This is a genomic window from Stenotrophomonas sp., from assembly GCF_050737575.1.
Lineage (GTDB): Bacteria > Pseudomonadota > Gammaproteobacteria > Xanthomonadales > Xanthomonadaceae > Stenotrophomonas.
The window spans coordinates 1-6,597 of the sequence record NZ_JBOHXW010000012.1 but is presented as its reverse complement, the minus strand read 5'-3'; the positions used below and the strand labels follow the sequence as shown (position 1 = coordinate 6,597).

Below are 6,597 nucleotides of genomic sequence, written 5' to 3'. Positions count from 1 at the left end.
TGGGAAGCGTCTCCACTCGGGGCTGGGCTACAGGGTCCCACTAGAGGTCCACAACGAGTGGGTGAACCGGCAGCTCACAGCATGAAATAACCATAAGTAGCTGTCCGGAAAACATGGGGCAGATCAGTGGACGGCGCCCGACGGCCGGCCCATCCTCGACGAGCTACGCAACGCCGATGCCGTGTACCGCAACACCTACCAGCGTGAGCTGACCCGCACGCTCGGACTTGCGTGGGGTGAGCCGGACGAGCACGGCAACTGCGAACTGGCCGGCGTTCCGGCCGAGGAGCTGCGAGCGTTCTCCAAGGCGCGTGGTCGGATCGTGCAGGAGTGCGAACAGCGGCAGGCGGAGGGGCTGCCGACCGGTGCGGCAGTCCGCAACTGGTTGGCGCACAAGCTGCGGGAGGACAAGTGCCACGAGGCGCTAGCCACGCTGCGGGACCGGTGGGCGGCCGAGGCGGCCGGCCGCGGTTGGGATTTTCGGGGGACGTTTGATCGGATGCGCGGCCAGGGCCGGACATGCGAGGAACTCGGTCCGGACGAGGCGGCCAAGATGTTCCAGGTGTTGGCCGGGGGGCAGGGTCTGACCGCGAACACGTCTACGTTCACCTGTGGGGAAGTGTTGCGGGCTGTCGCGAACCAGTCACAGGCCACCACGCTGCCCATGGATCAGATCGAGCAGCTGGCGGATCGGTTCGTCCAGGAGGGGTCGATCCGGGTATGCGCGGACGTCCGGACAGGCGCGGTGCGCTACTCCACCCCGGAGCTGTTGGAGCTGGAGCGGCGCATGATCGAAGCAGCGCTGGCCCGCCAAGACGAAGGCCGCCACCTTGTCCCTCGCCAGGTCGTCGCCGCGGTCATCGGACGGTACGCCGAGCTGAGCAAGCCGCTGGGCGTGGACCAGGCCGAGGTGCTGCGCGCGGTCTGCACCGACGGCGCCGGGGTGTCGCCGGTAGTAGGGCGGGCGGGCACGGGCAAGACGTTCACGATGGACGCGGTGCGTCTGTGCTACGAGACCGCCAACCTCGGGCTGCCGGAGCGTGGCCGGGTAGGGGTGCACGGGTTGGCACCGACCGGGATCGCCGCGCTTGAGCTGGCAGCCGGTGCCGGTGTCGAGACGGCCACGGTCGACCGGTTCCTGGCCGATCTGGACGCCGGCCGCGACGGGTTGACCGGCAACGATGTCGTGATCGTTGACGAGAGCAACATGTTGGGCACGCGCAAGTTCGCCTGCCTGTCCGACCACGCCAACCGAGTCGGCGCCAAGCTGGTGCTGGTCGGGGATCACAAGCAGCTGCAGTCGATCGAGGCTGGCGGCTGGTTCCGCAGCCTACGGCTGCGCCTCGGCGCGGTCGAACTGACCGAGAACCGCCGGCAGCTCGACGAGTTGGACCGCCGTGCGGTCGAGTTGATCCGCCAAGGCTTGGCCGAGGAAGCCTTGCAGCTATACCGGGACGGGGGTCGGGTCACTGTGGCAAAGACCGCGGCCGAGGCGCACGACGCCATGGCGAAAGATTGGTGGCAGGCATTCTCCGCCGGTGAGGACGCAGTCATGCTGGCCCACCGCCGCGTCGAGGTCGACGCGCTGAACGACCTCGCGCATGCAGCGATGGCCGCCGCCGGCCGCCTGACCGGCGAGACGTTGAAGAATCAGGGCCGCGGGTTTCGGGTGGGAGACCGGGTGGTGTGCGGTGCCAACCGGCTCAAGCTGGGCATCGCCAATGGCACCAGGGGCCAGGTCACTGCGGTCGACCCGGAGGCGCGCACGCTGACCGTCCGCCTGGACGGCGATCAGAAGCGTGAAGTGATGCTGCCTGCCGACTACCTGGCCAAGCAGTTGGGCAAGGGCCGCCGGCCGATCGACCACGCCTACGCGATCACCGGGCACAAGTCCGAAGGAGTGACCGTGGACCGAGTGTTCGTCCGCGGGGGCGGCCACGCCGACCAGCAGTGGGGGTACACGGTCATGACCCGGGTGCGCCAACGCGCTGACCTATACCTGGTCGAAGGCCTCACCCCGCCGGAGGCGGCTGCCGAGCTGGATCTGGCCCCACCCGGAGGATCCGTACGACGTGGCGGTGGCCGCGCTGGGCCGCTCGAACCCGCAGCGGCTGGCCATCGATGCCGAGCGCAAAGCCGAACGTCCTCACGCTTCAACCCTGTCGACCAAGCAGCTGCGGGCGGAGCGGGATCGCCTCGAAGCGTTGTTCGCCTCAGTACTCCGTTCGCAGCAGCGTGCCCACCGTCGGGTCGTCGAACAGCTGGCGGATGCGGAGGCGCGTCTGGCCACCGCGCGCGATCGTCATGGGGAGCGCGAGTCCTGGTTGGCCGGCCACGGGCGTGGGCTGGCCGGGTTGGCACGCCACGATGCCGTCAAACAGGCGCGCGCCGAGGCCGCCCACCTCGCTGGACAACAGCACCACCTCACCGAGAAGGTAGCTCAGCTCACCAAGCGAGAGCGGAGCTTGCGTCGTCACGAGCAGCAGCGCGCCGTGTGGGCCGAGGCCCACTCCACCGACCTCGCCTACGACCACCAGGTCCGCGCCGAGCTGGCATGGCGATCACGAGCCCGGTCGAAGGCGCGCCTTCGAAGCGCCACCGTGGCTGGCCGGTCTGCTCGGCGCTGTGCCGGAGGGGGCGCGGGGACGCCGGGCGTGGCGGGCCGCGGCCGAGCAGCTTGAGGGCTACCGCGACCGCTACTCCATCGACGGCGACGGGTTCGGTGAACAGCCCCGCGACCTTGCGCAGCTGCGCGAATGGCGGGCCTGCCTGCAGACCGCCGCTCGCGTAGACGAGCGTGCTCAGGTACGCCCCACCGAGCGTGGCCGCCAGCTATGCGATGAACCGCAACGAGGGTTGCTGGTGAGATCCTGATCAGCGGGATCAGCGTTCGCGACTTGACCCGCACCGACCTGGACCGCTACGTTGCCTCCTTGAAAGTGCTGCTGGCCGGGCAGCCGAGGTGGTGGGTCTCCAAAGCAAAGCCCGAATCGTGGCTGATCGAGGGGTGTGTGTGCGTATCCGCACGCGCTCGTTGACACCGTTCGACACCTTCAGCCCCAGTACGTCCGGCCGTGACCGGCGGATCGAAGTCATGACAGCGATACCTTGATCTTCACCGTCGCGACATTGCTCGTGGCGGTTCCATCGTTGGCCTTGTACGTGAACGTGTCGGTTCCCACGAACAGCAGGTTGGGTTTGTAGGTGAACGACCCGTTAGCGTTCAGGGTGAGGGTGCCGTGGGTTGGGCCGGTGACCAGCATTGCGGTGAGCGCGTCGCCGTCGAGGTCGGTGTCATTACCCAACACGCCGGGGGCTTTCACCTTTAGCGGCTTAAGGACCGGCAGACTCTTCACGACGCTGGTCTTATACGCGTCGTCGGCCGCCACTGGCGCATCGTTGGTGGGGTTGATGGTGAGGGTGACGGTGGCGGTGTTGGAGTCGGCGGGGCCGTCGTTGGCTTTGTAGGTGAAGGTGTCGGTGCCGTTGAAGTTGGGCGCTGGGGTGTAGGTGAACGATCCTTTCGGGTTGAGGGTCAGGGTGCCGTGGGTTGGGCCGGTGACTAGCGTTGCGGTGAGCGGGTCGGTGTCGGGGTCGGTGTCGTTGGCGAGGACTCCGGGGTCGGGCACGGTCAGGGGGGCGTCCTCGTCGGTGGTGTAGGCGTCATCAGCGGCCATCGGAGCACTGTTGGTCGTCGCCGGGGTGACGGTGATCGTTGCTCCCCAACTGCCAGAGTTGTCGCCGAAGAAGTTGTCATTGACGCCTAGGAATAGCTGACCTGCGCCACTCGCGGAGAAGTTTATCCCTGTTCCCACGTCGAATGGCGATCCATTACCCACTCGACCGATAAGCGCCCAGCATGTCAAACCTGGAGCGAGAAAAGGTCCTGGAGGGATGGAATTGTCGCTGGTCGCGACGCATCCGGGTGCGCCCGCAGGTGTCTTCCCGGGATCCGAACCCGCGATAAAGATCGTGCCGTTTGCCGTGATTTCCACAGAGTCTCCGCTATTGAGGGCAATTCCCGTATCGGTCCAGGGTTGATTGCCAGGTATAGACACATTAGTGGCCGAGATTATTGCTTGGGCTGGAATAGCTAGCAGAGCTGAGGTCAGAAACAGGAGTCCAGCGAGCCCTGACAACACTAGATGATGTAAACCTTTCATGGTAGTCCCCGCCATCGTGTACAACAACCCGCATACGACACAAAGCCCTACTGGCCATAAAAGAAGCAACAGCTCGCCCGCAGAAGAGAGTATAGCCTCTCAGATTCTTGCTGCAATGGTGAATAGAGCGAAACTTGGCTCAGGCCTGATCAAGGGATTCATGTACTGGATAAATGTCGATTTGCGGTGGAGTCCTGGGTCGAGCCGTTGGTGACCATTGGCAGAGCGTGGGAGATTGGTGCAGAGACGATCTCCGGGTTCGGTGCCTGGAGGCTTATCTGAAGGTAGACGGTGAATTCGAACTCCGCCGTATCCTGTTCGACGAGTTCGCGATGTATGAGCGGCTGCCCGCATTCACCGCCAGCAGCGTGCCTACGCTGGTCGTTCGCAGCGACGCCGACACCACGTCTCCCATCGGATAGCTCGCGCCGCCTGTCGGAACGCACCGCAAACTCCTAGTGTCCAGTCGCTGTAATCGTTTGAATGTCTAGGCCTGACAGGATGTCAGCGTTATCCCTGGTCATGGCGTAGTTTTTGTGTCGTTTGTACGTTAAAAAGACTTCAGCGACTGAACACTAGCTGCACACCGTGGTGGAATCGGATCATGGGTTGACTCCTCCGAGCGGGATAATAAGACGATCTCGGTGAAGTGGAGTGGTTGGCGAGGCTGGCGTGAGCTGCCCACCGGCACGGTCCAACACCACATCAGGTCGCGCAGAACGGTCCCTCGGCGCTTGACGCAAGGTCCACGAACCGGACGCTGAGCTGCACTCGAGCCGATGCCTGCTCTCCTACACGGTTGGGTATTGACTGGACATCGGGTCTAGGCTGACCGGGTGATTTCCGCACCGGACGATCCGTTGGGCACGCTATTCAAGGATCTTCAGGGTCTCCGGAGTGGGCTTGGGTTGCGTGAGCCGCAGCGTCTGCTTGAGTGCAGCGAGACGTTCCGCCACGTCACCGGTATGGCCAATGGCGCGCTCGGCGATGCGCGACGGATCGAGGTCGGGATGTCGAGTCTTGTCGCAGCCGTCGATGCGCTCGACAAGCTCCCGCGTGAGACGGCCTTGGTGGAGTTCAACCTTCACGCGGACCACAGCTTCCCGACGTTGACGCGGCGCCAAGGCTCCCTTGCGGTCGCCCGCGGGTGTGACCCGAAAACCGTCCGCCGCCACGGCGACCGTGCGCTCGAGACTGTCGCCTACTTGCTGACCCTCCCAAGCCCACGTAGTCAACCGAATGGACGCTCACACGCGGCGCTCGGCCGGTCGCTGTTGCCCTTCGAGCACCTGTTGTGGCCCCTTCAGGCGGAGCGCGTCACGATCATCAGCGGTGAGATTTCCTCTGAAGATACGGTCAGCTCGCTCAACGGGGTCTTCCTTCTCGAAAGTCAGGAAAGTCTGGCAATCGTCGAAGCCGTGACCAATCTGGTCAGCGCCAACGAGCACGCGGCGGTGAACGTCACCTCGAGCGGCAGCGTGCAGGCAGACGAGCTGTTGGACAGCCTCATCGTGATCGGCGGGCCGCGCTCGAACAGCCTCACCCACCGGCTGCTCTCCGAGCTTCCGCTCGAAGCAGAGCTGGTCGTCATCGGCCACGGGCCTGGCAAGGACAAGTATTTCCGTCTGCCGGGTGGCGAGCAGATCCGCGCACAGCACGTCGATGGGGAATTGCGCCGTGATGTCGCCACGCTGGTCGTCGGACCGAACCCGTTCAACGCATCCCAGCGGCTGCTCCTCGTGGCCGGTCTGCACAGCCACGGCAACTGGGGCGTGGTCATGTCGGTCTCACGTCGAAGGTCGAATCCGCTGGTGGCACGCAACCTGGAGCTGCTGTCCCTGCGCCAGTTCGAGCCGTCCACGCTTGTTCAGATCGTCCTCGAGATCCCCGTGGTTGACGGACGTGTGCTCCCCGCGCCCATCGACGAAGCGAACATCTACCCCACGCGCTTGGACTCAGCGGGCTAGTCGCTTCGTATCGCCGTCGTCGTTCCCGGGCGGAACGCGTGGCCGGAATGGTTGCGACGCTGCCTGCACAGTGTTTCCCAGGCGTGCGCCCGATCCAGAGACGTGCCGACGACCATTGTCGTCTCAGACGATCGGTCCGACGAGCCGCTCTGCCAGGAGTACCGCCGCCTCGCGGTGACCCACCGCGCCGAATACGTCCGCAGCCGGGTATGGCGTGGCATCGGCGGAGCCCGCAATCTGGGGGTCCCATGTCCGCTCGGCTGCGACCCACGTGCTGTTCGTCGACGCGGACGACGAGATCGATCCGCATGCCGTAGTCGCGTTGGCCGAGGTAGCAACAGCGGATTCGATCGTCACCGCCCTGTACCGCATAACGGGCCGCGGCCCGCCGTGCACGCCACCCAAGGCCGCGCTGTTGCGTTTGGCCGAGGCGCACCACGGATCACGCGTGTCTCCGCTTCTGTATA

The 6,597-nt window shown here is 65.2% G+C and carries 4 protein-coding genes and 1 pseudogene; 4 read left to right on the top strand and 1 reads right to left on the bottom strand.

What is annotated here, in order from left to right; genetic code table 11:
* Positions 1 to 100: 100 nt before the first annotated feature.
* Entirely contained in the window at positions 101 to 2,791 is a 2,691-nt protein-coding gene (locus ACREP4_RS16865; RefSeq protein ID WP_431597356.1) for an AAA family ATPase, read from the top strand.
* 301 nt (positions 2,792 to 3,092) lie between these two features.
* Here ACREP4_RS16865 and ACREP4_RS16860 read toward each other — a convergent pair whose 3' ends face one another.
* Complete coding sequence (locus tag ACREP4_RS16860) at positions 3,093 to 3,995, bottom strand: cadherin-like domain-containing protein (protein ID WP_431597355.1); 903 nt, start codon at positions 3,993 to 3,995, stop codon at positions 3,093 to 3,095.
* Positions 3,996 to 4,999: 1,004 nt separating this feature from the next.
* Between ACREP4_RS16860 and ACREP4_RS16855 the strand changes: the two genes are divergently transcribed.
* From ACREP4_RS16855 to ACREP4_RS16845, 3 genes and pseudogenes are all read left to right on the top strand, one after another.
* On the top strand, positions 5,000 to 6,130 hold the full coding sequence (locus tag ACREP4_RS16855) for a hypothetical protein (RefSeq protein ID WP_431597354.1): 1,131 nt from the start codon (positions 5,000 to 5,002) through the stop codon (positions 6,128 to 6,130).
* Between the two features lie 9 nt (positions 6,131 to 6,139).
* Positions 6,140 to 6,364 (top strand): annotated as a pseudogene (locus ACREP4_RS16850) (glycosyltransferase family 2 protein); the annotation flags it as partial.
* Between the two features lie 37 nt (positions 6,365 to 6,401).
* Positions 6,402 to 6,597 (top strand): hypothetical protein (locus ACREP4_RS16845; protein ID WP_431597353.1); only part of this gene is annotated, 196 nt, incomplete at its 3' end.